Here is a 26,361-nt window from a genome sequence, read left to right as displayed (position 1 = left end):
AGGCAACAGGTGCCATCTATAACGTGCCAACAAGGAGCGTTGCCGTTCTTTAGAATAGGGACAACTGGTTCGTTTCCGGCAAACTGTCAAGGCATCCCTGTTGCTGTAGCAATTCGATAACGGAACGCGAGCAACGTGCGCGTTGCTGCAAGTCTTCAATCGACAGAAATTCGCCTTCCTCGCGTGCTTTAACAATGTTAATCGCGGCGCTTGTACCCACGCCTGCCAGCGCGTTAAACGGCGGAATCAGACTATTGCCGTCAATAATAAACCTAGTGGCGTCCGAGCGGTACAGATCAACATTTTTAAAGCTGAAACCGCGCTCACACATCTCCAGACACATCTCAAGCACCGTGTACAGCGATTTTTCCTTCGGTTGCGCGTCATTGCCTTTTTCAGCAATTTCTTTCATACGTGCACGAATCGCAGCGGAACCCTGCACTGCAAGCTCAATATCAAAGTCGTCTGCACGTACGGTAAAATACGTCGCATAGAAATGAATCGGATAATACACTTTAAAGTACGCAATCCGCACCGCCATCAGTACATACGCTGTCGCGTGCGCTTTCGGGAACATGTACTTAATCTGCTTGCATGACCAGATGTACCAATCCGGCACGTTGTGTTTCTTCATTTCTTCTTCCATCTCCGGCGTAAGACCTTTCCCTTTCCTTACGGACTCCATGATTTTAAACGCAAACGAAGGCTCAAGCCCTTTGTGCATAAGATAGACCATAATATCATCGCGGCATCCGATCACGTCTTTTAATTCACATGTACCATTGCGCACAAGTTCCTGGGCGTTGTTGAGCCATACGTCTGTGCCGTGTGACAGACCGGAAATCTGCACAAGTTCCGCAAATGTAGATGGACGGGTATCTTCGAGCATTTGACGGACAAACTTTGTTCCAAATTCCGGAATACCAAGTGTTCCGACATTGCTTTCAATTTGTTCAGGCGTTACGCCTAGCACTTCAGTGCCACTGAAAATCTTCATGACCTTCGGATCGCAGACTGGAATTTTTTTCGGATCAAGGCCTGTCAAATCTTGCAGCATCCGAATCACCGTCGGATCGTCGTGACCGAGAATATCCAGCTTGAGCAGGTTATCGTGGATGGAGTGGAAGTCGTAATGGGTTGTACGCCATTCCGCATTTTTATCGTCCGCTGGATACTGGATCGGGCAAAAGTCATATATCTCCATGTAATCCGGTACGACGATAATCCCCCCGGGGTGCTGACCCGTTGTTCGTTTAACACCTGTACACCCGGCCGCAAGGCGACTCATTTCAGCGTTGCGCCAGTTCTTTCCTTTTTCTTCTGCGTATTTGCGGACAAAGCCATACGCCGTTTTCTCAGCCACTGTACCGATCGTTCCCGCGCGATACACATAATCCTCGCCAAACAACACTTTCGTGTAGTTATGGGCGTGCGGCTGATATTCCCCTGAGAAGTTCAAGTCGATATCGGGAACTTTATCTCCTTTAAACCCAAGGAACGTTTCGAACGGAATATCGTGGCCGTCGCCTACCATCGTCGTGCCGCATTTCGGACAATCCTTAGATGGAAGGTCAAACCCGGAACCATACTCGCCTTTCGTAAACCATTCGCTATGCTTGCACTCTGGACAGCGGTAATGCGGGGGCAGTGGATTTACTTCCGTAATTTCCGTCATAGTGGCGACAAATGACGAACCGACCGAGCCCCGGCTACCAACAAGATAGCCGTCTTCGATTGATTTTTTTACAAGCTTGTGCGAAATCAAATAAATAACGGCAAATCCATGCGTGATAATACTGTTTAATTCTTTTTCCAGCCGTTTCTCCACAATTTCCGGGAGCGGGTCTCCATATAATTCTTTTGCTTTGTTATAGCTCATCGTGCGGATTTCTTCGTCCGCTCCTTCGATTTTCGGAGTGTACAAATCTTTCGGAATAATTTCCAGCTCTTCAAACTGGTCGGCCAGCATATTCGGGTTCGTAATAACAACTTCCTTCGCTTTTTCTTCGCCCAAATACCTGAACTCTTCCAGCATCTCTTCGGTCGTGCGGAAATGAGCATCCGGCTTGTACTGCTCTTTCAGCGGGCTGAAGCCGGTAATGCCGTGAATTAAAATCTCCCGGTAATCTTTTTCGTAAGGATGCACATAGTGCACATTGCCTGTCGCAATAACCGGGATACCAAGCTTCTCACCAATTTCCACGATTTTGCGGTTTGCTTCCATTAGCGCCGCCTCGTTCGGCACCAACTGTTTTTCAATCAGATGGCGATTGATCTCAATCGGCTGAATTTCCAAGATGTCATAGAAACGGGCAACTTCTTCCGCTTCTTCCTGGCTTTTATTCAAGACCGTTTCAAAAAATTCGCCTTTTTCGCAGCCTGAACTAATCAGCAAACCTTCTCGATGCTTTTGAATTTGCGCGCGCGGAATGCGCGGCGTTTTGTACAAGTATTCAGTATGAGACAAGGAAATGAGCTTATACAGGTTCTTCTTGCCTATCTCATTCAGCGCGTAAATATTGCAATGGAACGGACGCGCATTTTGCAGATCAAGCCCAACATGGTTGTTCAAATCGTCCAAGTTGGTAATATCCTGTGCCAGCACGTCTTTTAGCATATGAAAAAAGATATGACCGGTTGCTTCGGAATCATCCACAGCGCGGTGATGATTCTCTAAGCTAACATTGAATTTTTCCGCAAGCGTATTCAGCCGGTGGTTGCGCATGCCGGGGTATAGAAATCGTGCAAGTTCGAGCGTATCAAAGAACGGATTCCCGATCGGAGGCAAACCAACCTTCTTTAAGCTTGCCTGCAAAAAACCCATATCAAACTTCGCATTATGCGCTACAAGCACCGCGTCACCGACGAAGTCGACAAACTCACGAATGACTTGATCAAGTTCCGGGGCATCTTTTACCATATCGTCAGTAATGTTGGTCAGTTGCTGGATATTCAGCGGAATCGGCTCGTGCGGATTGACAAACGATTCGTAGCGGCCGATAATTTCACCGTTTTTCATTTTAACGCCAGCAATCTCAATAATCGTGTTGTTAACAACGGAAAGACCGGTCGTCTCCACGTCGAAAATAACATACGTATCGTCTGCAAGTTCCCTGCTCTGCGGCTGGTGCACGATCACTGCAGAGTCAGGCACCACGTTCGCTTCCATACCGTAGATCACTTTAATGCCGTATTTCTTCGCAGCAGAAAACGCCTCTGGAAATGCCTGCGCTACTGCGTGATCGGTGATGGCAATCGCTTTGTGTCCCCATTCAGCTGCCTGCTTGATTAACCGTTCCGCTGAAGCAACGCCATCCATCGCGCTCATGTTGGTATGACAATGAAATTCTACGCGCTTCTCCGTGGCGTTGTCCATCCGGGAAGCGGTCGGCTGCACCTGGACAATATCTTTTGCCGTCATGACAAGCTCACGTGCAAATGTATCTTCTTGGATTGTACCACGTACTTTGACCCAGATGCCGTTTTTAATCGCCATCAGCTTTGGCACGTCTTCTTTGTCGCGGGCAAAAACTTTTACCTGTAGGGAATCCGTGTAGTCGGTAATGTTAAACATACACAGCGTGCGCCCGCTGCGCAGTTCGCGAATATCCGTACCAAACACCAGTCCCTGAATAACCGTGCGGCCCATCTCTTCTTGAATCTCACGGATCGGGATTGGCTCTTCTTTGATTTCGTAACCGATTTGCAGTTCATTCCCTGCCACGGCAGCCTCTTTGCTCGCTTCGATTTTTTCTTTCTCTTTCTGCTTTTCAAGCAGCGCCTCCATCGCACGGGTTCTATCTTCTTCCTCCCGCTGCTCCACGAACTGTTGATACGTTTCTTCGTTTCGCGCCACGTAATAGGTGACCACCAACGATTCCCCGCACAGCTTTTTTACCGTCTGGTTAATCCAGTCATCCACTTTGCGCTGCTTCATTTTTTCTATCGCAAACGTGTCAAGCACGCCCAGCTTCAATTTGTTATCTTCCACCTCATAAGTAGCGTTCTTTAAATAGGTTGCCGTGGAGTTGATGTGAGGTGTTACTTTCTCCACGATGAGCGGCCAATATTCTTTGACAAAACCCGCTAACGGAACCGGCTGCGCGTAGCGCATATCGCAATCAACGGCGGCGATATTGCTGAACGTTTGCGTTAGCTTAGCATAAAATGCCTGATATACATTCAACGGCAAAAGTTCCGGAAGCTCAAAAAAAAAGTGCCAGCGCTTTTCCTGTCGGTAGACATCCACTTTATCAATCAGGCCGCCGACAAAATATTTCTCGACAAATTCAGGCGGAATGGCCAATTGTTGAAGCAAAAGGTTAAAACGCTCCTGCTTCGCCAAGTGATTCCCCATGATAGCACCTTCCTCCTGCAAGAGTAAGCAGGTACCCCAAAAAAGGAGTACCCTGTCCGCTTCTTATTTATTATTGTAGTGAAGTAGCAAAGTGTTGAATATGGGCCAAAAGTTCGTCCACATGCACATCCTGGCTTTCACCGGTTTTACGCACCTTACATTCCACAATCCCCTCACTGGCTTTGCCGCCCACCGTCACACGAATCGGCAAGCCGATGAGATCCGCGTCTTTGAATTTTACACCAGCGCGCTCCGGACGGTCATCAAGTAGCACTTCATATCCCGCTCGCCCAAGCATTTCGTAAATGGATTCTGCCAGTTGTTTTTGTTCTTCATTTTTCACATTGACCGGCACAACATGGATGTGGTACGGCGCCAGCGACCAAGGCCAAATAATACCGTTTTCGTCATGGTTCTGCTCCACGCACGCAGCCACCATACGAGAAATGCCGATACCATAGCATCCCATAATCATCGGTTGCTCTTTGCCATTCTCATCGAGGAACTTTGCGCCCATCTTCTCGCTGTAGCGTGTACCTAGCTTGAAGACATGACCCACTTCGATTCCGCGTGCAAACGCTATATGGCCGCCACAGCGCGAACATTCATCGCCCTCTACAATATTGCGCAAATCCGCATACGCTTGTACCGTAAAATCGCGACCTGGCACCACATGTGTATAGTGGTAGTCTTTTTCGTTTGCGCCCGCAACCGCACTTCCCATATCCTGCACAGCGAGGTCAGCGTACACTTCCACTCCCTCCGGCAGATGGAACGGACCGACAAAGCCGAGCGGAATGCCTAGTTTCTTCATTTCTTCTTCCGTTGCCATCGCTAGCACGTTGGCATCGACAAGATTCTTCAGTTTCACATCGTTCAGCTCATGATCCCCGCGCACAAGGGCAACAACAAAGCGATCGTCCGCTTTAAAGACGAGCGCTTTAATAAACTGACGCGCTTCCATATTGAAATGATTCATTAGTTGTTCGATCGTTTTCACGCCCGGTGTCGGCACTTTTTCCATCGGCGCTTCTGTCACAGTACGCTCTGCAACAGGCTTGTACACAACTTCGGCCTTTTCAAGGTTTGCCGCGTAGTCGCAAGACGTGCAATAGGCGATGGTATCTTCCCCGATTTCAGACAGCGCCATAAATTCATGCGTGCCCTTGCCTCCAATGGCTCCCGCATCCGCTTCGACCGCCCGGAATGTAAGCCCGGCCCGCGTAAAGATGCGGGTGTACGCATCGTACATGCTTTGGTAGCTTTTGTCCAACCCTTCCCGGCTTACATCAAAACTGTATGCGTCCTTCATGATAAATTCGCGGGAACGAATGACCCCAAAGCGTGGCCGCACCTCGTCACGGTATTTTGTTTGAATTTGATAAAGGTTAATCGGCAATTTTTTGTACGTATTCAAGTTATCCCGCACAAGGCTGGTCACAACCTCTTCATGCGTCGGACCGAGCACAAAGTCGCGATGATGGCGATCTTTGAGGCGCATTAATTCAGGGCCATAGGCATCCCAGCGTCCTGTTTCCTGCCATAATTCAGCGGGTTGAATGGCCGGCATGGAAATTTCCTGCGCACCTGCTCTATCCATCTCTTCGCGGACGATCTCCTGCACCTTGCGCAGAACTCTAAGTCCAAGCGGCAAATATGTATAAACGCCAGATACAAGCTGACGCATCAGCCCCGCGCGCACCATTAGCTGGTGGCTTGCAATTTCCGCCTCTGCCGGCACCTCCCGAAGCGTCGGGAGAAATAGTTTGGATTGCTTCACAACACTCTACCTCCTCATAAATACGACTTGTAACTTCTGTGAAAATGGATGACAGCATGAATATGTTGCTTTCATACCGGGGCTTGTAACTGACAAACCATGATGGTTTTATTAAAAGAAACGTTGAATGTCGTTCCATGTTACCACGAGAATAAGCACCATTAGGAAAGCAAAGCCAAGGAAATGAACCATGCCTTCTTTTTGCGGGTCAATCGGTCGTCCCCGCAACGCTTCAATCCCAATAAACACCAGCCTTCCTCCATCGAGCGCCGGCAACGGAAGCAAATTCATGATCCCTAAGTTCACACTAAGCGCTGCCGCCCACTGAACAAGAACGACAAGCCCGTTTTCCGCTGCTTTGTAGGTATAATTGAAAATCCCCACCGGCCCCGACAGCTCCTGTACCGGAACTTGACCGGTAAACAATTTACCAAGCATTTGGTAAATCAATTTGGAAAACTCGTATGTCGTTACCGCCCCGTACTTGGCTGCGCCGAGCGGAGATTTGGATGTCGGCGAATACACGCCGATCTTCCCGATCTCTCCCTCTTTCACCGGGGTAACAGGCACGGAAAACTGTTCTCCCTCTCGCTCAATAACAAAAGTTAGCTCTTTTCCGGGTGATGCACTCACAATTTGAACAATATCTTTCCACGTATTCATCGGCTTGCCGGCCACGGACAGCACTTTATCCCCTTGTTTCAAGCCGGCCTGCGCCGCTGGCTGATCCGGGATCGTCTGCCCGATGATCGGTTTATCTACAGGAACGCCGTAAGCCAGTCCCAATCCAGTAAGCAATACAAACGCAAGCAAAAAATTAGCCAGCGGTCCTGCAAAAATGGCAGCCGCGCGTTGTCCTACCGTTTTGCTGCCAAACTGACGATCATAAGGCGCGATCTGCGTCTCTTGGTTATGCTGCAAAATCACCGCTTTCGGATGGACAGGATAACTCACTTCTTCCCCGTCCTCTATCCCCCGGATCAACAGCTGATGCTCCAAATCAGCTTCTTTCACCGTCACTACAGTCGCTTCCGGGTGATTGCGGATGTTCGTAAGAATAATGTGCGTCACTTTCCCGTCTTTGTCAAACGTAAGGCCTACATCTTGTCCGTGATGAATCTCAATCACTTCCGGATCCTCTCCGGCCATGCGCACGAATCCGCCAATCGGCAGCAGGCGAAGCGTATACCGCGTTTCGCCCTTTACAAACGAAAACAATTTCGGCCCCATGCCAATGGCGAATTCTCGACATAAAATTCCTGCGCGTTTGGCAAGAAGAAGATGTCCTAACTCATGAATAAACACTAACAGTCCGAACACAAGAACAATGGCTAAAACTTGTACCAACGGGGTTCCACCTTTCCTGATTGTTTGACCTTTCCATTAGACCGGTTGATACTGCGTCGCTACCTGACGCGCCCACATGTCCGCCTCAAAAATCTCATCCAGGTTCGGATGTTCCGCGACCTGGTGCTTTGCCATCACGTGCGCGATCGTATCCTCAATGGCCAGAAACGGAATTTCCTTACGTAAAAATCTCGCTACTGCGACTTCATTAGCAGCGTTCAACACAGTCGGCATCGTACCGCCTATTCGGCCCGCTTCATAAGCAAAACGAAGACAGGGGTAACGCTCAAAATCCAGCGTCGCAAAATGAAGGCTAGAAATTTTTACGAGGTCTAACGGTTCCGTTTCCAGCGGCACCCTTTCTGGATAGCTAAGCGCATATTGAATCGGAATGCGCATATCGGGTGTCCCCAGCTGGGCCATTACCGCTCGATCCGTAAACTCCACCATGGAATGAATAATGCTTTCTTTATGGAGAATCGTGTCGATTTTCGAGTACGGCAAATCAAACAGCCAGTGGGCTTCGATAATCTCCAGCCCTTTATTCATCATTGTAGCCGAATCGATTGTAATTTTAGCCCCCATGCTCCAATTTGGATGGGCAAGCGCCTGTTCCACGGTTACATTCCGAAGCTGATCCCGGCTTAAATCGCGAAAAGATCCGCCAGATGCAGTAATAATCAGGCGTTTTATCGTCCTTCTATCTTCTCCCTGTAAACATTGGAAAATGGCGGAATGCTCGCTATCTATCGGAATGACGGAAACGTCACGCGTTTTCGCTTTTTGCATCACAATATGGCCGGCGGTAACCAGCGTTTCCTTATTGGCCAGGCCAATGCACTTCCCCGCTTCAATGGCGGCGAGCGTCGGCGCTAGACCTGCGCTGCCTACCATAGCAGAAATGACAAAAGTTGCGTCAGGATGAGTCGCTACAGCAAAGGCTCCTTCTTCTCCCCATGTTACCTGAATTTCAGAAGGCAGTTGCAGTTTAATGTTTTCAGCCAGTTCTTTTGTACTTACCGAAACAATACGCGGCTTAAATTCTCTGGCCTGCTCGGCCAAAAGCCCAATGTTTTGTCCCGCCGCGAGTGCCGCAACGGAAAAGCGCTCCGGATGCTGCCGTACCACATCGAGCGCCTGTGTCCCTATTGATCCTGTAGAACCTAGGATGGCGATTTTTTTCATATTTCCTCCTATGGATGGTCTACCTTCTTTCTCTCTTTTTCTCATTTTATAACAAATGAAGCAAATGCAGAACAGGGAAGACAATGATTAAACTGTCAAACCTGTCAAGCACGCCCCCATGACCGGGCAGAATTGTACCCGAGTCCTTAACGTTCAGCGTACGCTTGATGGCCGATTCCATTAGATCACCAATCTGGCCGCTTATCGAAATAATAAATGCGATCAGCACAGCGCGCGGAAGCGTCAGTGAATCTGTTACGAGGGAAAAAATAACCATTGTAAGAATAGCCAATATCACTCCGCCAAGGGCACCTTCCACCGTTTTGTTCGGGCTGATAGATGGCCATAGCTTCGTTTTTCCCCGCGCTTTTCCGACGAAGTAGGCGCCTGTGTCCGTCGCCCACGTACTGAATAAAATAGCCAGTGTCACCATCAGCCCGTTTGTAATCCGGGTTTCATTCATAAAATGGAACCCGATGCCCAAATAAAACGCGCTAAACAAAAGGTAAGCGACCTGGTGGTATTCGACACGGTTTTTAGAGGCAACGGTAATAAACAAAAACGCTAATACAAACAGGAACACGACATCGCCGCGCAACATTTTTTCATCCCATACTACATTTGGGAAAAGCAAAACCCAAAGAAAAACAAGGCCTGTCAGCCCATGCCAATCCACCAGGCGGATTCGGTTCATGCAAATGAGCTCATAATATGCAAGCGTAGCAAGAAAAAAAACAAGGGCAGTATACCAAATTCCCCCCTGATAAACAACAAGAAGAAAGCCTGCCCCTCCAAAAATCCCTGTAATTACCCGTGTTTTCAAGCGTTCCACCTCTTATCCGGCGCGCCCGCTGTTACGTTAGCGCTCCGTATCTTCTGTTGCGCTGCTGATACGCTTTAATAGCCTCAAAAAAATGGTTCCGGGAAAAATCAGGCCAATACACGTCGCTAAACCAGAATTCACTGTACGCAAGCTGCCATAGCATAAAATTACTCAGACGAAGCTCGCCGCTTGTTCTGATAAGCAAGTCAGGATCAGGCAGTCCTCTTGTAGTCAGGTAAGAGCCAAACATCTCTTCATTAATCTGCTCTATATCCAATTTACCTTCTTGCACTTCCTGCACGATTTGCTTCACGGCCGTGACCATTTCCGCACGGCTACCGTAATTCAGCGCAAAATTCAAAATCAGCCCGGTATTGTGGCGTGTTTTTTCCCTTGCTTCACGAACCGCTTTCAACGTATATTCGGGGAGACTTTCCTCATATCCCACCATGCGCACCTGCACATTGCGCTCAATCAGTTCTTTCAGTTCTGTTGCCAGATACTCCTGTGGCAGGCGCATCAAATATTCAACTTCATCCGCGGGGCGCTTCCAATTCTCCGTTGAAAAAGCGTACAACGTCAGCACTTCAATCCCAATTTCGTCCGCTGCTTTCGTAATTTCTTTCACTGTCTTCATCCCGGCTCGATGCCCAGCTACGCGCGGCAAAGCGCGCTGCTTCGCCCATCTGCCGTTTCCATCCATGATAATGGCCACATGCTTCGGAATGTTATGCGGGTTCAGATTCCATTCGCCCGGCAGAGAATCTTCTTCACTTCTTTGCATCCACCTGGTTAGTTTATTAAGCATACGTACGTTCCCCCGTACAAAGGAATATATCATAAACCCCCTCATCGAAGAGGGGGTTTACGCGTTACACTTCCATGATTTCTTTTTCTTTTTCAGAAACGATTTGATCCACCAGATTCACATGTTTATCCGTTACTTTTTGCACCAAATCCTGATTATGCTTCATGTCGTCTTCCGTAATTTCGCCGTTTTTCTCCATTTTCTTAATTGCATCGTTGGCATCTCGGCGAATGTTGCGGATGGCGATTTTCGCTTCCTCGCCCTCTTTTTTCGCCAGTTTCACCAGCTCCGTCCGGCGTTGTTCTGTTAACGGCGGAATCGCGATACGGATGACGTTTCCGTCGTTTGTCGGCGTCAATCCAAGTTCGGATTTAAGAATCGCTTTTTCAATCGGTCCCAGCATGCTTTTTTCCCACGGCTGGATAACAATCAAGCGCGGCTCCGGCGTACTAATATTCGCAGTCTGGTTCACCGGTACTTGAGAGCCGTAGTAATCAACCATTACTTTATCAAGCAAAGCCGGAGTCGCTCTACCGGCACGCAGAGTTGACAACTCGCGTTTTAAAGAAGCGATCGCTTTATCCATTCTTTCTTCGGCTTCTTTTATTACTTGCTGTGGCATCGTCGCTATTCTCCTTTCACAATCGTACCGATTTTTTCGCCCATAATCACTCGCTTAATATTCCCCTCTTCAAGAATCGAGAAAACAATAAGCGGAATATTGTTATCCATGCACAGGCTTGAAGCGGTGGAATCCATCACGCCCAATCCCTTATTTAACACTTCGAGGAACGTAAGTGTTTCGTATTTCACGGCGTTGGGGTCAAGCACCGGATCGGCAGAATATACCCCGTCCACTTTGTTTTTGGCCATAAGGATAACTTCCGCTTCAATTTCAGCCGCACGCAACGCCGCTGTTGTATCGGTAGAGAAATAAGGATTACCCGTACCGGCCGCGAAAATCACGACACGGTTTTTTTCCAGATGGCGCACGGCTTTTCTTCTTATGTAAGGTTCGGCAACTTGCCGCATTTCGATCGAGGTTTGCACGCGTGTCGGAACGCCTACTTTCTCAAGACCATCCTGCAGTGCCAAGCTATTCATAACCGTAGCAAGCATTCCCATATAATCGGCGGTTGTACGGTCAATGCCCTTAGCGCTTCCAGCAAGGCCACGCCAAATATTTCCACCCCCGACCACAATGGCAACCTGCACGCCAAGCTCCACGATTTCTTTGATTTGATGGGAAATGGATGTAATTACGTCGGAATCGATCCCATACCCCACATTTCCGGCGAGGGCCTCTCCGCTTAATTTTAATACAACACGCTTATACGCGGGAAGTGGCATTGAAAAACAACTCCAATCCTTTTTAAATTCTTCGTGAATACAAAGGCAAATTCCTGCTTTTCAGCAGTTTATAAAATAGGGAACACGGTGTGTTCCCTATTCGGTCATTAGGCATTATTGTTTTTTCGTTTGCGCCATTACTTCTTCCACGAAGTTATCAGCTTTTTTCTCGATGCCCTCGCCCACTTCATAGCGAACGAAACGCACAACTTCCGCGTTTTCAGCTTTCAGCAAATCTTTTACTTTCTTATCAGGATCTTTCACGAATGCTTGCTCGACAAGGCAAACTTCTTCATAATACTTGTTCAGGCGGCCTTCCACCATTTTTTGCACAATATTTTCCGGTTTGCCTTCGTTAAGCGCTTGCGCTGTCAAAACTTCACGTTCTCTTTCAAGTTCTTTCGCGTCTACTTGGTCGCGAGTTACGTAAGTCGGACGCGCAGCCGCGATTTGCATCGCAATATCTTTGGCCAATTCTTCATTTGTCGTGTTTGCAAGTTCAACCAGCACGCCGATGCGGCCACCCATATGTAAATATTGCCCGAACAGATTACCTTCCGGCTTCTCAAGAATTTCAAAACGGCGAATGTTCATGTTTTCGCCAATGGTAGCGATTTTCTCATTCAGCACATCTTGCAGTTTTGCGCCTTCTCCCTTGAACGGTTGTTCAAGCGCTTCCTCTACGTTCGTCGGACGCTGGCTCAAAAGATGTTCTGTAATGTCTTTTACAAAGCTTTGAAATTGTTCATTCTTAGCTACGAAATCTGTTTCAGAGTTTACCTCTACAATGCAAGCCGCATTTCCCTGAACAGCCACAGCAGTGAGACCCTCGGCAGCGATCCGGTCAGATTTTTTCGCGGCTTTTGCGATTCCTTTCTCACGAAGAATGTCAATCGCTTTTTCCATGTCTCCATTCGCTTCTTGCAGCGCTTTTTTACAATCCATCATGCCCGCGCCTGTTCTTTCGCGCAGTTCTTTTACCATGCTTGCAGTAATCGCCATGAGAAAATCCTCCTACACCTTAGTTATGTTCAGAAAATAAAAGGATACACTTATGTTGTGCTTCATGTTCTTAGTGTAACAAAAGGGTGGAGAAAGGTTACACCCTCCGCCCACCCTTACATTGCTTGCGGAACTTATACAGTAGCTGCGACCTCTTCACCAGAACCCTGGTTCGCTTCGAGCACCGCGTCTGCCATTTTTGCAGTGAGCAGTTTCACAGCGCGAATCGCGTCATCGTTACCAGGAATTACGTAATCAATTTCATCCGGATCACAGTTTGTATCAACGATACCAACGATCGGGATACCAAGCTTGCGAGCTTCAGCAACTGCAATGCGCTCTTTGCGGGGATCGATTACGAAAATCGCATCCGGAAGTTCTTTCATGTTCCTAATACCGCCGAGGAATTTCTCCAGGCGCTCTTTTTCTTTACGAAGCAAAATCACTTCTTTTTTCGGAAGAATTTCAAAAGTGCCGTCGTTCTCCATTTCTTCCAGTTGGTGAAGACGTGCTACGCGTTTTTGGATTGTAGCGAAGTTCGTCAGCGTACCACCTAACCAGCGCTGGTTGATGTAGTACATACCGCAGCGTTCAGCTTCTTCAGCTACAGATTCCTGCGCTTGCTTTTTTGTACCTACAAACAGGATTTTACCTCCAGAAGCAGCCAACTCACGAACAAAGTTGTATGCTTCCTCCACTTTTTTCACAGTTTTTTGCAGGTCAATGATATAAATTCCGTTACGCTCCGTGAAGATATAGCGGGCCATCTTTGGGTTCCAACGACGAGTCTGGTGACCAAAGTGTACACCGGCTTCCAGTAATTGCTTCATAGAAATTACTGCCATCTTCAACGACACCTCCTTAAATGGTTTTTAAAAATTCCTCCGCCCTTCGCATTTTTAGATGAGACTCACACCTGAAAGCGCAAGCACCCTCACCCAAATTGAAGAACGTGTGTATTTTTACACCGTCTGTAAATATACCATAGGTGTTAAAAAAATGCAACAAGCCGTCAAGAAAATTTTATGACAAATGAAGCAAGGCTATATTTTAGGAAAGAAAACCTTGTTTTTTCAACATTTGCAATACCATCTCAACTTCTCCGTTGCCGATCCCGAGCTTGCGGGCGATATCATGCGAAGACATCCCCTGCACGTATAGATCGGGGATGTCTTTGTAGTCATCCTTCAAAAAAACAGGAATAGAAGTCGAACCGGAAAACATTACACCACTTGAGAGACCAGCTTGATGGTGATATTGAAGCGAAGATAGCGACTGTCGCAACTGCTCATTTTGCCTCGTAAGCGCCTTTACTTGTTCCTGAAGCGTTTTCAGTTCTTCTTTCACTCCGGTCAATTCTAAATCCGTCGTCCGTTTTAACTGGGCAATCGAACGTACAAGCTCCTTATTTTCTTGATCAAACTCGGTGATCAATGTTTGAAGCCTCTCTTCATCTGCCGTGTTCTGCGATCCTCCCCCACTGTTTTTCAAAAGACGCAGCACTATCAGCAGCATAACAACAGTAAGACCGGAAAGCCAAATTTCAACCATGCACATTCACCAACTATACAAATATTCTTGGATATTTTATGAGTTCCTTTGGCGTCCCTCTGTATTTCCTCTCTCTTACTACACAACGAATATCAAAAGATTAAAGGGAATCTAAAGCGAAATATCCAAACTATGTCCTTTATAAGGATGCAGGTTTTGCTTTTCACTCTGAATGAATTTCTTTTTTCGCCTGCGCTTTTTAGCTTCGTCCTGTCCCCTGTAATCAGCTCCTTGCTTTCCGTCACGGGCCACACGGCTTTCAACCGCTTCTTCTGCTTTTGCCACACGCGTTCGGTTCACTTCATCTTTTTGTTCCCGCTCTAAACTAAGATTCATCTGCTCCTGCTGAGGTCTTTCCTTCAAATGCTCCTGAATTTTTCCAATATCCTGCATACGTGGAATCGCAATTTGCAATTCTAGGGCGCGTAACGTCATCCGAGTCCCTTCTTTCCCTTATTTGCTTTCCAACAGCGTTGAGGTAATCTGACCGTCTTCTCCAAGAATGAATGCGACTTTGCTACAATTATCCTTAATGAACCGCACCGCATTACCAAAAACTAACTTGGTTCCGCTGTACATAACATGACGACATTCCACCCGTGCATTTTCCATTCCATTTAATTTTGCTTCGATTTCATCCATTCTTTCTTTTGCCTGAGCCAGTTTCTTTTCAGCCAATAGTTTAGTGTTTTTGAGCTTGATTTGCATGGCCTGCTTCTCAGGAGTAAGCTTCCCTTGCATCGCCAATCGGTCAATAAAACGAAGCCCCTGAGCCGACTTTTCAATCGACTCCATACATTCTTTTATGTCTTTCCGCAAAGTGTGCAATTCTTCACGCAATTGAGGATTCGTCCCTACTTCAACGGTGGTCGGAGTATTCGTGGCATTGCCGATAATGTTAGCCACAACCTTCTGCCCGGCCTGCACGATCCCACCGACAATCAGACCTTTCGTCGACCTACAGATAATGTCACGACCCGCGCTCACGTTGCTGTGCATAATGACCTGTGACACAATGACATCATTTTCTGCTTTGACAACCGCACTCTGAATAAAGCTTGTTTTCACATCAACGCCTGCTGTAATTGTCCCTTTATGATGACCGATAACACCTCCCCTGATTTCAATGGTTCCTTTCGCTTCCAACGTTGCTCTTTCCACAGTACCAGCGATCCGGATATCGCCTCCCGCCCGAATGGTAAAACCAGGGTGCACGTTTCCATGTACAATCACATTGCCGATAAAGTCAATATTTCCAACGCTGAAATCCACGTCCTCTTTTACTTCAAACACCGGAAGAACATTCAGCCTTCCTCTTCCAGTCATAGAAAGCTGGCCATCTATCGCAGCGTAAGCACGCATCTTATCTTGATCAAGCAACACATTTTTTCCGATTCGAAAACGCGCTTCTTTCCCATCTTTGCTCCGCACGCTCTCCCCGCTAACATTTGTTCCCGGTTGCCCTTTGGTCGGTGGAATTTTCTTAGCAAGCAACTGTCCTTTTTTAACATTTAGCAATTCCAGAACGCTATAATAGTCGACACTTCCGTCTTCGCGCTCCTGCGGGCCTTTTTTGCCGGACGAACGCACAAGAAGTTCGATAGAACCATCTTTGCCGGCAACCGGCGGATTTCCACGCGCAACGATCAACCTTTTTCCTGTATAAAGGTAAGGATTTTCGACGACTTGCCGAAGCAGCTCATCATCAATTCCAAATGTAACACGGTTACGGTGTAAAATCGCCAGAAGTTCTTCATATGTGACATTTATTTTATCTTCCAAAAACAATTCCATGGTTGCTTCCATTTTATCTTTGGAAATCTTGATTTTCACCATATCCGCCAGCGCTTCTGAGGTAGAAGTTTGCTCTACTTTACTTTCTGATTCTTCCATATTCAAACTCCTTCTCCCCCTTTTACTCATTTAATAAGTAATCTCTCGCCCGCTGCAACGCTCCCCGCATCCGAAAAATAGCTTTGGAATGCAGCTGGGAAATACGCGAGGCGGACAGCCCCATGATTTCCGCAATCTCCGTTAAAGAGCATTCCTCATAGTAAAACAACGCGACAATTGTTCTTTCTTTTGGCGGAAGGCGATCAATGGCTTCCGCGAGAATTTGTTTCCTTTGTTCCCTGTGAAGCGCCGCCTCCGGTCTCTCTGCTTGCTCATCAATAATCACCGATTGCCGGGAATGCTTCTGATCCTCTTCGTCCTGAATCGGCTCATCTAGTGAAAACATGGAAGCGAATGCTACATCCTGCAATATCTGATTCAGTTCCTCTACGGACATATTTAGATGCCTGCTTACCTCCTCATCGGTAGCGGATCTAAGATATTGCTGCTCCAATTGTGCATACGCCTCTTCGATTTTTTTCGCTTTATCGCGGATAGAACGGGGAAGCACATCATTCTCACGCAAGCCATCAATCATCGCCCCCCGGATCCTCCACATTCCATACGTTTCAAATTGAAGCCCGCGCGTATAATCAAATCTCTTTAAAGCGTCTAACAAGCCCAAGCGACCAAAGCTAATTAAATCATCTCTGTCCACGATATCCGGCAAGCCGATGGACAACCTGTTAGCAACGTAGTTAACCAGCGGTAGATACTCCTCAATTAATTCAATTTCTGCCTGCCGATCCCCTTCTTCCCGCCACCGTTTCCATTTATTCATATCAATTTGTTTCTTAGGTTTTCGCGCCATCATACGCCCACTCCCTTCTATTCATCGGAGAATACACGCAGAGCCCGCGCGATCTCTTCCGGGTTGATATTTTCCCTGTTGCTGCGCGTAATGGTGGGGAAATCAGTAGCGGTGAATTGCGAAAAGTCCGCCCGGGACGGTTGCTTCTCCCGGCTCTCGTCTTCACCGCTCTGCTGACTGCGTTCATATTCAAGATCTTCCGGCGTTATCAAATCTACGTGCCGTCCTTTTGTCTCCGAAGGGATATGCTGCAAAGCTTCTTTGCCGACGGCTTTACCTGCTAGATAACGAAACAAAAACATAAGAAGAAAAAATAGCAAAAAAGCAAGCAGAGAACGTAAAAGGCTCTCCCAAAAGAGGTTATTCATAAGCGAAAACAATAGCGTGAAACCGCCGATCATTCCCGCAACAATAAAGTTCCATTTTATTGAACCTACCCGCATATTACAATTCCTTTACTCCTTGATTTACCGTACGAACGTTTAAAATACCGGTATAGCTATCTAGTTCAATCGTACGCCCGCAATTTCCTCCCGTATCTTCGGCAACAATTGGAATACGTGCCTCATGTAACACCTGCTTGCAAGCCTCCACATTGCGTGGGCCAATTCGCATGGTATCGCTCGCAACAGAAAACGCAAACATTTGCGCTCCTCCGGCCAGCTTTGCCACCAGCTTGCGGCGATTTGCTCCCGCTCTTTCCATATCTTCTATTAATTTTGGAATGGCCGTGTCCGCGTATTTCGCCACATTTAGCGGCCCTTTGCTCAAAGAGGAATCAGGAAGCATAATATGAGCCATACCTCCTATTTTGTTCTGTCCATCAAACAATACAACCCCTACACAGGAGCCTAGACCTGTCGTGCGAATCCGATCTGGAGATTTTGCCACGTTTAAATCCGCCATACCTACTTTAATAATATTCATTCAAAAGGAACCCCTAGCGCCTGGAAAAGTCGAGAGAAAGCGTCTGGATCAGGAATGAGAAAGAAGTGACCGGATATCTCTTCATTCCCCTGAAAAAAGGCCGTGTCAATAGTAAGGGCAAAATCTCCACTGTAACCAACTTCAAGCAAACCATAAGACAAAATTGCACCGGCCATATCAATGGCAACCGCCGGTACTGACGGTTGCATGTTCAGGTTCGTAAAATCGGCCAATGAGGATAAGTAGGAACCAGCAAGAATATTGCCGATTTCGTTAAGCATGGACAGTTCCATATCATCGAAAGAGCCTTCTTCCTTTGTTTCCATTCCCAGCAGTTCTTTCATTAAATTTTTGGCCGATTCTATAGAGATAATAAAAAACATGCTGGCCGGGACATCTCCTAACACCCGCAAAAATACGCACACGACAAGTGCCTCCGCTCCGCCGACAACATCTGCAATTTCGTCAAAAGAAATAATATTCACCTGCGGAATCTGCATATCAATTTCTTTTGAAATCAGCTTTGAAAGAGCGGTGGCCGCATTCCCGGCCCCGATATTCCCTATTTCCCGCAGGACATCAAGCTGAAAATCACCAAAACTTTCGAATTTCATCGCCCTATGCCTCAATATTCTCCAGTTGCTTGATTTCTTCAGTGCTTAATACTTTATCAAGATTAAGAAGAATCAGCAGACGGCGATCCAGCTTCGCCACACCGCGCAAGTATACCGCCTCAACGCCTCCGACCACTGCCGGTGGCGGCTCGATCGCATTGACAGGAATATCAATAACATCATTTGCTGAATCAACAATCAAACCAACTTCCACTTCCCCAACAGCCACAATAATGATCCGCGTCGCCTCGTTATAAGCGGTTTCTTCAATACCAAAGCGGCGGCGCAAGTCGACGATCGGAGTGACAACGCCGCGCAAATTAATGACCCCTTTAACAAAATGCGGCGTACGCGGAACCCGGGTAATATGTTCAAGGCGTTCAATAGACTTAACCTGACCCACCTCGACCCCGTATTCTTCATCTTTTAGACGAAACACGATCACTTTAATTTCTTCTTCAATATCTTTATGATCCAGCATGGTTATTCCTCCTCTATTTAATTAAGGCGTTACAATCGATAATAAGGGCTACCTGACCATCCCCAAGAATCGTCGCTCCGGAAATGGCAAAGACATTCGTAAGATATTTGCCAAGCGATTTCAATACGATTTCCTGCTGACCGATAAAAGAATCTACAACAAGTCCGGCCATTTTGTCCCCTTTGCGTACAATAACAACCGAAATGTCACTTTCTTTCGGCTTTCCGTTATCCGGAATGTTGAAAATCGACTTGAGCGAAACGAGCGGCACAATCCGCCCGCGAAAATCGATGACGTTCTGCTGATGTGCATGCATAATTTCATCTGGCGAAAAGATGGCCGTTTCGATAATGGAACTTAAAGGTACAGCAAATTTTTCATCTTCCACCTGCACAAGCATCGCCGAAATAATAGACAACGTAAGCGGAAGCTGAATCAAAAATGTAGTTCCTGCTCCAGGGGTTGAATCGACGCTGCATGAACCGCCAAGCGACTCGATTTTTGTTTTTACAACGTCAAGCCCGACACCGCGACCGGAAACATCGGAAATTTTGTCCGCTGTGCTTAAACCAGAAGCAAACAACAATTCATCGATTTGCTTATTCGAAAAAGAGCTTACCGCTTGCTCTGTCACAATCCCGCGCTCAATCGCTTTTTTCAGCACTTTTTCGCGATTAATGCCTCTGCCGTCATCCTTTACCTCAATAAATACATGATTGCCGCTGTGATACGCTTTAAGCTGTACTAACCCTTCCTCTGGCTTACCGGCCGCGCGCCGTTCTTCCACCGATTCAATGCCATGGTCAATAGAATTGCGTAACAAGTGAACAAGGGGGTCACCAATTTCATCAATAACGGTACGGTCAAGCTCTGTTTCGGCACCGACAATTTCGAGATTGATTTTCTTGTTTAATTCTTTCGCTAAATCGCGAACCATGCGCGGAAAACGATTAAACACCTGCTCCACCGGCACCATGCGCATCGTAAGGATGATATTTTGCAAGTCGCCGCTAATACGGCTCATGTGCTCCACCGTTTCCATCAGGGCACTTTGTCCAGATTCGCGAGCCAACTGCTCCAGCCTGCCGCGATCGATCACCAGCTCGCTAAACAGGTTCATTAATACATCAAGCCTCTCAATATCGACACGAATGGTCTTACTTGCTGCTGCTTTTTTCAGTACGGGCGTCTGCGACGTCTTCTCTTCTTTGATACTTTCCGCCCCTTTTCGTGCCGTCCGTGCAGCCGTGACTGCTGATACCTGCTTTTCTTCCTGCTTTCTTTTCTCTACCTTATGGGCTGCAAGGTCAATAACTTCCACTTCTACCGCTTCGATTTCTGATACGTTCATTACCGTTTGCTCTATTTTTTCGCGTGGTTCTTTGCTGATCAGAACGATTTCGAACGACTTATCAAACTTTTCTTCTTCAATTTCTTCGACGGGAGGCGTCGTTTTGATGACTTCCCCGAGCGATTCCAAACCGTCATATACCATATACGCACGCGCCGCTTTCAACACGCAATCATCCCGAATTAACGTTTTAATCCAATAGGCGCAAAATCCCGACTGAATCGATTGCTCAATGACTGTAATTTCGTAGGCATCCAAGCTATAGTGACTGGGCGCTGCAACTACCTCCGTTGTGGCGGCTGTTTCCCCGGTCGTCACGATATGTTCGCCTGTATTTTTCTGCGCAGTTCCTGGCGCCTCTCCCCGCAGAATCGCTTTAAGCGCGGAAACAACACGAGATACGTCTTCCTTTCCGTCACCGCCTCCCGCGATGGAATACAACATCGTTTCCAATAAGTCTACGCACTGAAAAATCACATCCATAATGTCCGTGTTAAGTACAAGCTTATGGTTCCGAGCCTGATCAAGCACATTTTCCATTTCATGAGTAAGGGCCGCCATATCTTCAAAGCCCATGGTAGCCGCCATTCCCTTCAACGTATGAGCAGAGCGAAAAATTTCGTTGATCAAATTTACATTTTCCGGCTCATTCTCCAATACGAGCAAATTGTCATTGATCGCCTGAATGTGTTCTTTTGATTCTTCAATAAACATATCTAAATATTGATTCATTTCCATAAACCATCCCCCTCCCTAACTGCTTAAACACCGCATAAGCTGGACAGAAATTTCATGAAGCGGCGCTACAATGTCAACCGTTCCAGCTCGAATGGCAGCCCTTGGCATACCAAATACGACGCATGTTGATTCATCCTGAGCAATCACAGTACAGTTTCCAGTTTCTTTTAACTTTTTTAACCCTGCTGTACCATCGCTTCCCATTCCCGTCATAATAATGGCGTATTTAGCGGGATGATGGATGCGTGCAATGGATTCAAACAACATATCAACAGAAGGTCTGTGTCCTCCACGCGGCTGTGATTGGTTCAGCGATATGTACAGCTCTCCATCAGTACGTTGCCTGATTTCCATATGATAGTTTCCAGGCGCGATGTACGCGTGACCTTCCTTAAGAACCTGATTATCTTCCGCTTCTGTTACCTCAATTTCACACAACGAGTTCAGACGCTGGGCCAACGACTTTGTAAAACCAGGGGGCATATGCTGGACGATTACCACCGCTCCTCTAAAATCGCGGGGAAAATCACGCAATAGCACCTGAAGCGCTTTTGGCCCTCCTGTAGAAGTACCGATCGCTACCAAATTATGCACATTTCTTCTTCCATCTTCTGCATGCCATATTTTTTTCTCGTTGTCGTCTCGAACCGTTTCTTTTTCAGCTAAGACAGAACCCGGATGGTGCTGACCGCCTGACCGAAGCAAGGGGGACACACGAAGCGGCGCTATTTCACTCTTAATAAGCCGGGAAACTTTTACACCCGCTGCCTCTTTCACCTTCTGTACAATCTCTGCGCCTATCTTGTGCAGATCAAGGGAAATGGCTCCAGACGGCTTAGAAATAAAGTCAACCGCTCCCATTTCAAGGGCGCGAATGGTTTCACTTGTCCCGTGCTGTGTAAGGCTGCTCAACATGACAACCGGAAGAGGAGAAACTTTCATAATTTGCTCAAGCGCCTCAATCCCACTCATCACCGGCATTTCCACATCTAACGTGATCACGTCAGGCGACAACTTTTTTACCAACTCGATGGCCTCCAAGCCATTGCGCCCTTTTCCCACTACTTGAATATCGGGATCTCCCGCAAGCAAATCGCTGATTATTTTTCTCATAAAAGCTGAGTCATCGACAACGACAGCTCGAATTGGATACACTGCATGCTCCCTCCCTTCTGCTTTATTTCCATAACACCCGTAGCCGTGAAATAAACCCTTTCATCCCTTCTGTGTTTGCCTCTTTGCCACCCGTAAGATATGCTTCTGTCAAGTTTCGAATGCAGTTCGCCGCTTTGCTTCGAGGGTAAGCAAGACAAAAAGGCTGCTGCTTTTTTACCGCTTTTGAAACATGAACATCGTCGTATATAAAGCCAAGCATGTTCATTTCTAAATTTAGAAATTCCCGGGCTACAAGCACTAATTTTTCTCCAGTCACTTTCCCTTCTTTCCCGCCTACCGCACGATTAACCACAATGTTGAAGCGAATATCATACTTTTGGCTATGCGCCATTTTAACCAAAGCATAAGCATCTGTTATGGCAGTCGGTTCAGGAGTCGTGACCAGGATCACTTCATCCGCAGCGAGCAAAAAGCGAAGCGTGTCTTTGGACATACCTGCACTCGTGTCTAAAATAATTGTATCAGCATATCCGTGCAAATGGGTTAATTGTTCGAAAAAATAATGTAATTTTATCTCGTCAAGCTCAAAAATTTGCGAGAGTCCCGATCCGCCAGCAACAAATTCTAGGTCATTAGGCCCTCTTTCAATAATATCCCAAATAGAGAGCCTCTTGTCTATTAAATCGACAATATTTCTTCGGGTCGAAATACCCATTAACACATCAATATTAGCGAACCCTACGTCCATATCAAAAAGCACAACTTTTTGCCCTTTTTGCTGTAAACACAAAGCAAAGTTAAGGGAAACATTCGATTTTCCCACTCCGCCCTTTCCGCTTGTTACCGCAATCACCCTTGTTTTTGCCGTTTTGGAAGAATAGCTTGAGGACGCGGCTGAGCGTACGCTAAGTTTCTCCCTTAAGCGCTGTGCCTGATCACTCATTCGCATAACTCTCCCAAAAGCATGGTCGCCACTTTTTCCGGGGTTGCGATTTCAATGTCATCAGGTACATTTTGTCCTGTCGTAAAATAAGAAAGAGCGAGTTTGTACTTTACCACCAAATTCAGGATCGAGCCATACGTTCCTGTCTCATCGATTTTCGTAAAAATCACCTTGTCAATCCGCGTTTCTTTAAAACTTTCAACAACAGTTTCCAGATCGCCATGTTTAGCAGTCAGGCTCAACACAAGAAACGTTTCGCTCGGCAAAGGGGACTGTAAAAGCTTGTTAATTTCATCTACATACTCTTTATTACGGTAATTGCGTCCTGCGGTATCCATAAATAGTAAATCACACCCGGCAAGACGCTCCACACTAGTAGCTAGCTCTTCCGGTGAATAAACGACTTTAAGCGGCACATTTAAAATATTGGCGTATGTTTTCAATTGCTCCACAGCCGCCATCCGATACGTATCAGATGTGAGCATTCCAATCCTTTTTTTGTCCCGAAGTACACTTTCCGCGGCCAGCTTCGCCAGTGTCGTCGTTTTTCCCACTCCGGTCGGTCCGACAACATTCACAAATGCAGTCGTATCTCGGAGCGGTCCATGGGCGGAATTGGCTTCCCTTACTATATCAATAATCGTTTCTTTTACTTTTTGGCGCACCTGCCGTTCATCTTGCAACTTTTCCAGTTCCAATTCTTTTATTACTTTTTCGAAAATCAAGCCTACGATATCTTGCGCAACATCTTGACCTATCAGGCGTTGACGAATAGGAAGAAAGGGCTTAGGAAGCGAAGCTCCGGCTGTATCCGCCATCACAAGTTTCCACAGCATGCTTCGCATCTCGTCCAACTCCCGCGAAACGCGGTTTTCCTGCTCCTCTTTTTTCCGATCATGGTTTGATGCGCTTTGCGTCCGAAAAGCCGCCGTTTGAAGAATAGCGGAAAATGGCGCTTTTTCTCCTGTTTCTTCTTTTGTTGCTGGAACGGGCGTAGAAAGCCTGGAATGTTTCGAGGGCGACAACATTGTTTTTTGGGAACGCTCGGCCCCCTTTTCTTCCTCTGGCTCGATAGCGGCGATCACTTCAAGCTGTCGCTTGCGAAACATACCTAAAAACCCACCTGTTTTGATGGGTTTTGTAGTAAGAATGACCGCGTCTTTGCCCAAATCGCTTCGGATTTGCTGTAGCGCTTCTGCCATCGAATTAACAACATATTTTTTTACGCGCATTAGATGCTCACCACCCCTACGCTTTGAATTTCAATTTGCGGCTCCAATTCGTTATAAGATAAAACAGGGACTTCCGGCATCATTCGCTCCACCAATTGGCGCAAATACATGCGAATGGCCGGCGAAGTTAAAATAATCGGCTGCTGACCCATTTGGAGCATACGGTTTACCTGTTCGGATAAAGCGTTAAAAATCCGTTGCGACGTATCTGGATCAATCGCCATATAGTTCCCCTGCTCCGTCTGCTGGATAGAATCAGAAATCGCTTTTTCCAAACTTGGACCCGCGGTAATGACTTGCAGGGGTTCACCCGGGTTAGCAAATTGTAGCGTAATTTGCCGCGAAAGTGCCTGACGTACATATTCCGTTAACAGATCTGTATCTTTCGTATATGTACCGTAATCTGCCAGTGTTTCGAGAATGGTCGGCAAATTGCGAATCGAGATCTTCTCTTTCAGCAGCTTTTGCAGTACTTTTTGTACATCTCCAACCCCCATAATGTTCGGGATTAGCTCTTCTACCAAAGCAGGGGCGGTCTCACGCACATTGTCAATTAACGCCTTCGTTTCCTGACGGTTCAGCAGTTCGTGCGCATACCGCTTAATGATCTCGGTAAGATGCGTAGCTACTACAGAAGGTGGATCAACCACCGTATAACCGGCCATTTCCGCGCGCTCTTTTACTTCTTCCGTTACCCAAAGAGCCGGCAATCCAAAGGCTGGCTCAACCGTTTCAATTCCGACAACGGATTCGTCATCAATCCCAGGGCTCATTGCCAAATAGTGGTCAAGCATAATCTCGCCGCGTGCTACCTGATTCCCCTTTATCTTAATCACATACTCGTTCGGGCGTAGCTGGATATTGTCGCGAATGCGAATAACAGGCACGACAAGACCGAGTTCAAGCGCACATTGCCGGCGAATCATAATGACCCGGTCAAGCAAATCCCCTCCCTGATTCGCATCAGCAAGCGGAATCAGCCCGTAACCAAATTCAAACTCAATCGGGTCGATATAGAGCAGGCTCACCACGCTTTCCGGACTGCGCACATCTTCCATATCCGCCTCTTCCGGCACAGACTCGAGTTCGATTTCTTTTGCTCTTATGCTTTTTTGCAGGCGAAATCCGCCAAATGCAAGCACCCCTGCCACCGGAAACGTGCGCAACACGCCAATCGGTGTAAAGATTCCCATCAAAGCGACAGTGGCCGCTACCACATACAATAATCGCGGATAAGAAAGCATTTGCTTCATTAGATCATCGCCGATATTATCCTCCGATGCCGCACGGGTTACGATAATCCCTGTCGCGGTGGATAACAGCAAAGCGGGGATTTGACTCACCAAGCCGTCACCAACCGAAAGCAAGGTAAAGGTTTTGGCTGCTTCGGCAAAATCCATCCCATGAATAACCATCCCTATGACAAGTCCGCCGATAATATTGATAATAAAAATAACAATGCCGGCAATCGCATCACCTTTGACAAATTTGGTCGCACCGTCCATCGCGCCGAAAAATTCGGACTCCTGACTGATTTTCTTCCGTCTCGCCTGCGCTTCCGCGTCCGATATCGCACCAGCGTTCAAGTCAGCGTCAATGGCCATCTGTTTTCCGGGCATCGCGTCAAGCGTAAAACGGGCCGCCACTTCAGCGACACGCTCCGAGCCCTTCGTGATAACCATGAAATTAATCAATGTTAAAATTAAGAAAACGACAAAGCCGACAATTGCATTCCCGCTGATCACAAACGAGCCGAAAGCCTCAATGACATTTCCCGCTTCCCCTAGCGATAAGATGTTACGCGTTGACGAAACGTTTAACGCCAAACGAAAAATCGTCGTAATCAGCAACAAGGACGGGAAGATCGAAAATTGAACGGGCTCATTAGTGTTCATTGCCACCAAAAGAATCGTTAGAGACAATGAAAGATTAATGATTAAAAGAAAGTCGAGGAGAGGATTCGGCATGGGAATAACAAGCATAATAACGACGCAGATAACAAATCCCATAACAAGTAAATCCTTGCGATTCATCTTTTTCTCCCCCTTTCAT

The 26,361-nt window shown here is 47.0% G+C and carries 23 protein-coding genes; all 23 read right to left on the bottom strand.

The annotated features are described in order from the left end of the window. Positions 1-49: 49 nt before the first annotated feature. A complete protein-coding gene (locus ACH33_RS07450; RefSeq protein WP_091259637.1) occupies positions 50-4,357 on the bottom strand; it encodes a PolC-type DNA polymerase III in 4,308 nt (1,435 codons plus the stop codon). 70 nt (positions 4,358-4,427) lie between these two features. Further along, positions 4,428-6,137 (bottom strand): proline--tRNA ligase, encoded by a 1,710-nt coding sequence (locus ACH33_RS07445; protein ID WP_057898440.1) that lies wholly within the window; start codon positions 6,135-6,137, stop codon positions 4,428-4,430. A gap of 111 nt (positions 6,138-6,248) precedes the next feature. Then, the gene (rseP, locus tag ACH33_RS07440) at positions 6,249-7,484 is read right to left on the bottom strand and encodes an RIP metalloprotease RseP (RefSeq protein ID WP_057898439.1); all 1,236 of its coding nucleotides are present in this window, start codon (positions 7,482-7,484) and stop codon (positions 6,249-6,251) included. Positions 7,485-7,520: 36 nt separating this feature from the next. Further along, the gene (locus ACH33_RS07435; RefSeq protein ID WP_057898438.1) at positions 7,521-8,669 is read right to left on the bottom strand and encodes a 1-deoxy-D-xylulose-5-phosphate reductoisomerase; all 1,149 of its coding nucleotides are present in this window, start codon (positions 8,667-8,669) and stop codon (positions 7,521-7,523) included. A gap of 46 nt (positions 8,670-8,715) precedes the next feature. After that, complete coding sequence (locus tag ACH33_RS07430; protein ID WP_236781983.1) at positions 8,716-9,501, bottom strand: phosphatidate cytidylyltransferase; 786 nt, start codon at positions 9,499-9,501, stop codon at positions 8,716-8,718. A 22-nt stretch (positions 9,502-9,523) separates the two neighbouring features. Next, the gene (locus ACH33_RS07425; RefSeq protein WP_057900287.1) at positions 9,524-10,300 is read right to left on the bottom strand and encodes an undecaprenyl pyrophosphate synthase; all 777 of its coding nucleotides are present in this window, start codon (positions 10,298-10,300) and stop codon (positions 9,524-9,526) included. 64 nt (positions 10,301-10,364) lie between these two features. Next, positions 10,365-10,922, bottom strand: a complete 558-nt coding sequence (gene frr, locus ACH33_RS07420) for a ribosome recycling factor (RefSeq protein ID WP_057898436.1) — start codon at positions 10,920-10,922, stop codon at positions 10,365-10,367. A gap of 5 nt (positions 10,923-10,927) precedes the next feature. Then, positions 10,928-11,650 carry a UMP kinase gene (gene pyrH, locus ACH33_RS07415; protein ID WP_057898435.1) on the bottom strand — a complete coding sequence of 241 codons (723 nt, stop codon included), beginning with the start codon at positions 11,648-11,650 and terminating at the stop codon, positions 10,928-10,930. Positions 11,651-11,764: 114 nt separating this feature from the next. Then, positions 11,765-12,652 (bottom strand): translation elongation factor Ts, encoded by an 888-nt coding sequence (tsf, locus tag ACH33_RS07410; RefSeq protein ID WP_057898434.1) that lies wholly within the window; start codon positions 12,650-12,652, stop codon positions 11,765-11,767. 134 nt (positions 12,653-12,786) lie between these two features. Beyond that, entirely contained in the window at positions 12,787-13,497 is a 711-nt protein-coding gene (gene rpsB, locus ACH33_RS07405) for a 30S ribosomal protein S2 (RefSeq protein ID WP_057898433.1), read from the bottom strand. A 205-nt stretch (positions 13,498-13,702) separates the two neighbouring features. Further along, positions 13,703-14,203 carry a DUF6115 domain-containing protein gene (locus ACH33_RS07400; protein WP_057898432.1) on the bottom strand — a complete coding sequence of 167 codons (501 nt, stop codon included), beginning with the start codon at positions 14,201-14,203 and terminating at the stop codon, positions 13,703-13,705. A 111-nt stretch (positions 14,204-14,314) separates the two neighbouring features. Next, complete coding sequence (locus ACH33_RS07395; protein ID WP_057898431.1) at positions 14,315-14,638, bottom strand: hypothetical protein; 324 nt, start codon at positions 14,636-14,638, stop codon at positions 14,315-14,317. 18 nt (positions 14,639-14,656) lie between these two features. Further along, positions 14,657-16,096 carry a flagellar assembly protein A gene (locus tag ACH33_RS07390; RefSeq protein ID WP_057898430.1) on the bottom strand — a complete coding sequence of 480 codons (1,440 nt, stop codon included), beginning with the start codon at positions 16,094-16,096 and terminating at the stop codon, positions 14,657-14,659. 22 nt (positions 16,097-16,118) lie between these two features. Continuing rightward, positions 16,119-16,907 (bottom strand): FliA/WhiG family RNA polymerase sigma factor, encoded by a 789-nt coding sequence (locus ACH33_RS07385; protein ID WP_057900286.1) that lies wholly within the window; start codon positions 16,905-16,907, stop codon positions 16,119-16,121. A 17-nt stretch (positions 16,908-16,924) separates the two neighbouring features. Then, positions 16,925-17,275: a hypothetical protein gene (locus ACH33_RS07380; RefSeq protein WP_162265006.1), complete on the bottom strand. Its 351-nt coding sequence runs from the start codon at positions 17,273-17,275 to the stop codon at positions 16,925-16,927. Positions 17,276-17,351: 76 nt separating this feature from the next. Beyond that, positions 17,352-17,834, bottom strand: a complete 483-nt coding sequence (locus ACH33_RS07375; protein ID WP_057898428.1) for a chemotaxis protein CheD — start codon at positions 17,832-17,834, stop codon at positions 17,352-17,354. Continuing rightward, the gene (locus ACH33_RS07370) at positions 17,831-18,448 is read right to left on the bottom strand and encodes a chemotaxis protein CheC (protein ID WP_057898427.1); all 618 of its coding nucleotides are present in this window, start codon (positions 18,446-18,448) and stop codon (positions 17,831-17,833) included. Before ACH33_RS07370 ends, ACH33_RS07375 begins: the two co-directional genes overlap by 4 nt. A gap of 4 nt (positions 18,449-18,452) precedes the next feature. Then, positions 18,453-18,929, bottom strand: coding sequence for a chemotaxis protein CheW (locus tag ACH33_RS07365; protein ID WP_057898426.1), 477 nt, complete (start codon positions 18,927-18,929; stop codon positions 18,453-18,455). A gap of 13 nt (positions 18,930-18,942) precedes the next feature. Continuing rightward, positions 18,943-21,018 carry a chemotaxis protein CheA gene (locus ACH33_RS07360; protein ID WP_057898425.1) on the bottom strand — a complete coding sequence of 692 codons (2,076 nt, stop codon included), beginning with the start codon at positions 21,016-21,018 and terminating at the stop codon, positions 18,943-18,945. Positions 21,019-21,033: 15 nt separating this feature from the next. Further along, positions 21,034-22,173, bottom strand: coding sequence for a protein-glutamate methylesterase/protein-glutamine glutaminase (locus tag ACH33_RS07355; protein ID WP_091259629.1), 1,140 nt, complete (start codon positions 22,171-22,173; stop codon positions 21,034-21,036). 22 nt (positions 22,174-22,195) lie between these two features. Then, positions 22,196-23,077 carry a MinD/ParA family protein gene (locus ACH33_RS07350; protein WP_057898424.1) on the bottom strand — a complete coding sequence of 294 codons (882 nt, stop codon included), beginning with the start codon at positions 23,075-23,077 and terminating at the stop codon, positions 22,196-22,198. Next, on the bottom strand, positions 23,074-24,309 hold the full coding sequence (gene flhF, locus ACH33_RS07345; protein ID WP_057898423.1) for a flagellar biosynthesis GTPase FlhF: 1,236 nt from the start codon (positions 24,307-24,309) through the stop codon (positions 23,074-23,076). The genes ACH33_RS07350 and flhF overlap by 4 nt, the downstream gene beginning before the upstream one ends. Then, positions 24,309-26,342, bottom strand: a complete 2,034-nt coding sequence (gene flhA / locus ACH33_RS07340; RefSeq protein WP_057898422.1) for a flagellar biosynthesis protein FlhA — start codon at positions 26,340-26,342, stop codon at positions 24,309-24,311. The genes flhF and flhA overlap by 1 nt, the downstream gene beginning before the upstream one ends. Positions 26,343-26,361 lie beyond the last annotated feature (19 nt).

It is taken from the genome of Aneurinibacillus sp. XH2 (assembly GCF_001439585.2).
GTDB classification, from domain to species: Bacteria; Bacillota; Bacilli; order Aneurinibacillales; family Aneurinibacillaceae; genus Aneurinibacillus; species Aneurinibacillus thermoaerophilus.
This window is presented reverse-complemented; position numbering and strand designations above follow the sequence as displayed.

What these genes read in the sequence shown, in the direction of transcription:
- ACH33_RS07450 (WP_091259637.1), bottom strand. Translation starts at nt 4,357, where the DNA reads ATGGGGAATCACTTGGCGAAGCAGGAGCGTTTTAACCTTTTGCTTCAA.
- ACH33_RS07435 (WP_057898438.1), bottom strand. Translation starts at nt 8,669, where the DNA reads ATGAAAAAAATCGCCATCCTAGGTTCTACAGGATCAATAGGGACACAG.
- ACH33_RS07425 (WP_057900287.1), bottom strand. Translation starts at nt 10,300, where the DNA reads ATGCTTAATAAACTAACCAGGTGGATGCAAAGAAGTGAAGAAGATTCT.
- frr (WP_057898436.1), bottom strand. Translation starts at nt 10,922, where the DNA reads ATGCCACAGCAAGTAATAAAAGAAGCCGAAGAAAGAATGGATAAAGCG.
- pyrH (WP_057898435.1), bottom strand. Translation starts at nt 11,650, where the DNA reads ATGCCACTTCCCGCGTATAAGCGTGTTGTATTAAAATTAAGCGGAGAG.
- tsf (WP_057898434.1), bottom strand. Translation starts at nt 12,652, where the DNA reads ATGGCGATTACTGCAAGCATGGTAAAAGAACTGCGCGAAAGAACAGGC.
- rpsB (WP_057898433.1), bottom strand. Translation starts at nt 13,497, where the DNA reads ATGGCAGTAATTTCTATGAAGCAATTACTGGAAGCCGGTGTACACTTT.
- ACH33_RS07400 (WP_057898432.1), bottom strand. Translation starts at nt 14,203, where the DNA reads ATGGTTGAAATTTGGCTTTCCGGTCTTACTGTTGTTATGCTGCTGATA.
- ACH33_RS07395 (WP_057898431.1), bottom strand. Translation starts at nt 14,638, where the DNA reads ATGACGTTACGCGCCCTAGAATTGCAAATTGCGATTCCACGTATGCAG.
- ACH33_RS07390 (WP_057898430.1), bottom strand. Translation starts at nt 16,096, where the DNA reads ATGGAAGAATCAGAAAGTAAAGTAGAGCAAACTTCTACCTCAGAAGCG.
- ACH33_RS07385 (WP_057900286.1), bottom strand. Translation starts at nt 16,907, where the DNA reads ATGGCGCGAAAACCTAAGAAACAAATTGATATGAATAAATGGAAACGG.
- ACH33_RS07380 (WP_162265006.1), bottom strand. Translation starts at nt 17,275, where the DNA reads ATGAATAACCTCTTTTGGGAGAGCCTTTTACGTTCTCTGCTTGCTTTT.
- ACH33_RS07375 (WP_057898428.1), bottom strand. Translation starts at nt 17,834, where the DNA reads ATGAATATTATTAAAGTAGGTATGGCGGATTTAAACGTGGCAAAATCT.
- ACH33_RS07370 (WP_057898427.1), bottom strand. Translation starts at nt 18,448, where the DNA reads ATGAAATTCGAAAGTTTTGGTGATTTTCAGCTTGATGTCCTGCGGGAA.
- ACH33_RS07365 (WP_057898426.1), bottom strand. Translation starts at nt 18,929, where the DNA reads ATGCTGGATCATAAAGATATTGAAGAAGAAATTAAAGTGATCGTGTTT.
- ACH33_RS07360 (WP_057898425.1), bottom strand. Translation starts at nt 21,018, where the DNA reads ATGGAAATGAATCAATATTTAGATATGTTTATTGAAGAATCAAAAGAA.
- ACH33_RS07350 (WP_057898424.1), bottom strand. Translation starts at nt 23,077, where the DNA reads ATGAGTGATCAGGCACAGCGCTTAAGGGAGAAACTTAGCGTACGCTCA.
- flhF (WP_057898423.1), bottom strand. Translation starts at nt 24,309, where the DNA reads ATGCGCGTAAAAAAATATGTTGTTAATTCGATGGCAGAAGCGCTACAG.
- flhA (WP_057898422.1), bottom strand. Translation starts at nt 26,342, where the DNA reads ATGAATCGCAAGGATTTACTTGTTATGGGATTTGTTATCTGCGTCGTT.